Source organism: Collimonas sp. NPDC087041, assembly GCF_044745265.1.
In the GTDB taxonomy this organism is placed as follows: domain Bacteria; phylum Pseudomonadota; class Gammaproteobacteria; order Burkholderiales; family Burkholderiaceae_D; genus Collimonas.
In genome coordinates this window covers 1-2127 of the sequence record NZ_JBIUZX010000028.1, presented here as the reverse complement: position 1 = coordinate 2127, position 2127 = coordinate 1, and the positions used below count along the sequence as shown (strand labels likewise).

Below are 2127 nucleotides of genomic sequence, written 5' to 3'. Positions count from 1 at the left end.
GAAGCTATCCAGAAGCAAGGTTATGCGGGTGGTTATTTGCGGGTGGCGATCCGCGTACGTCAGTTGAAGCAAGAAATCAATAACGCCCCTAACCGCAGTGCCTTCGTGCCATTGGCCTTTGCCCATGGCGAAGCATTCCAGTTCGACTGGAGCTGCGAATATGCCTGGATCGGCGGACTACGTCGGCGCCTTGAAGTATCGCATTGCAAGCTGGCATGCTCCCGCGCCTTCTGGCTGGTTGCGTATTTTACGCAAAGCCATGAAATGTTGTTCGATGCCCATACTCAATCGTTTGAAGCATTTGGCGGCATTCCCCGGCGCGGTATCTATGACAATATGAAGACCGCCGTCGACCGCGTGCATAAAGGCAAGGAGCGCACTATCAATGCCCGCTTTGAGGCCATGTGCAGCCATTACCTGTTTGAACCTGATTTCTGCAATAAGGCTTCTGGCTGGGAGAAAGGGATCGTTGAGAAGAATGTCCAGGACCGGCGCCGGCAGATCTGGGTTGAAGCCAGTGAGCGGCGCTGGGATAGCCTTGCTCAGTTAAATGTGTGGCTGGCACAGCAGTGCAGAACGGCCTGGGACAGGATGGCACATCCTCAATGGCCGTCTATGACAGTGGCAGAAGTCTTACAGGATGAGCGTTTGCAATTGATGCCTATGCCAAAGCCATTCGACGGTTATGTTGAACAGCCCGTGCGCATTTCATCAACCAGCCTGATTCACTTCCAGCGTAATCGTTATAGCGTTCCCACTCCTTACGCCCATCGAGTGGCCAGCTTGCATATTTACCCCAATCTTCTGATCGTGGTAGTTGATGGTCAGGAAATTGCGCGACATGGGCGTCAATTTGACCGGTACCTGACGATTTATGATTGGCAACATTACATTCCGCTGATTAGCCAGAAACCAGGTGCGCTGCGTAATGGCGCTCCCTTCGCCACTATGCCAGAAGCTCTACTCAATCTTCAGCGACATCTCTTGAAACATCCTGGCGGCGACCGGGTAATGGCAGAAGTACTGTCGGCCATTCCGCTGCATGGACTGGAGGCGGTGATCGTTTCGGTGGAATTGGCGCTGGAGTCGGGACGCCCTAGTGGCGAACATGTGATGAATATTCTGGCGCGGCTAAAAGGGCCGGCAACGCAAGAGCATGTTCTGACGACTGCACTAATGTTACTCGAAGAGCCACAAGCCAATGTATCGCGCTATGAACAATTGCGTACGAACCAGGAGATTAACAATGTCCAATGAAATTATCGATCAATTAAAAACATTGAAGCTCTATGGCATGGCGCAGAGCTGGCCAGAATTAATTGCACAGACTCGTCTTGCCGATTTCGATCCTGATCGCTTTATGATGCAGCTATTGAAATCGGAGACTGCGCAACGGGAAGTGAGATCGATTGCTTACCAGATGATGGCGGCCAGGTTTCCTGCGCACCGTGATTTTAACGGTTTCAATTTTAATGAAGCCAAGGTCGATGAAGCATTGATCGAGCAATTGAAGTCGCTGGCGTTCCTCGAAGCTGCACACAACTTGGTCTTCATTGGCGGCCCTGGTACTGGCAAGACGCATCTGGCCACAGCATTGGGAATTGATGCTATTGGCCAACATGGCAAGCGTGTGCGCTTCTTCTCCACGATCGAGCTGGTCAACGCACTGGAGCTAGAGAAGGTGGCTGGCAAACAAGGGCAAATTGCACACCGTCTCATGTACGTCGATTTAGTCGTTCTCGATGAGTTAGGCTATTTGCCGTTTAGTCAGGCAGGTGGTGCCTTGCTGTTTCATTTACTGTCGAAACTCTACGAACGTACCAGCGTGGCTATTACTACCAATCTGAGCTTTACCGAATGGCCTAGTGTCTTTGGAGATGCGAAGATGACGACCGCACTGCTTGATCGCCTGACTCATCACTGTCATATTGTAGAAACCGGCAATGAATCATGGCGTTTCAAACATAGCGAATCTAGCCGTAAAACCGCTCCTAAAAAGGTAACCAGAAAGGGAGAAGTAGCACCCAAACCAGAAAACTTATCCACAGAAATAATATGAATTACGCATTAACAGGGTGGGGCAGATTTCGATGAAAACAGTGGGGCAATTTTAAGCAATCTTCAACA

At 50.5% G+C, this 2127-nt stretch carries 2 protein-coding genes; both read left to right on the top strand.

Going from position 1 to position 2127, the window contains the following annotated elements; translation table 11 throughout:
• A partial coding sequence (gene istA / locus ACIPF8_RS24490) for an IS21 family transposase (RefSeq protein WP_400426362.1) occupies positions 1-1257 on the top strand: 1257 nt, incomplete at its 5' end.
• Positions 1247-2059: an IS21-like element helper ATPase IstB gene (gene istB, locus ACIPF8_RS24485; RefSeq protein WP_400426360.1), complete on the top strand. Its 813-nt coding sequence runs from the start codon at positions 1247-1249 to the stop codon at positions 2057-2059. The genes istA and istB, both read left to right, overlap by 11 nt.
• Positions 2060-2127 lie beyond the last annotated feature (68 nt).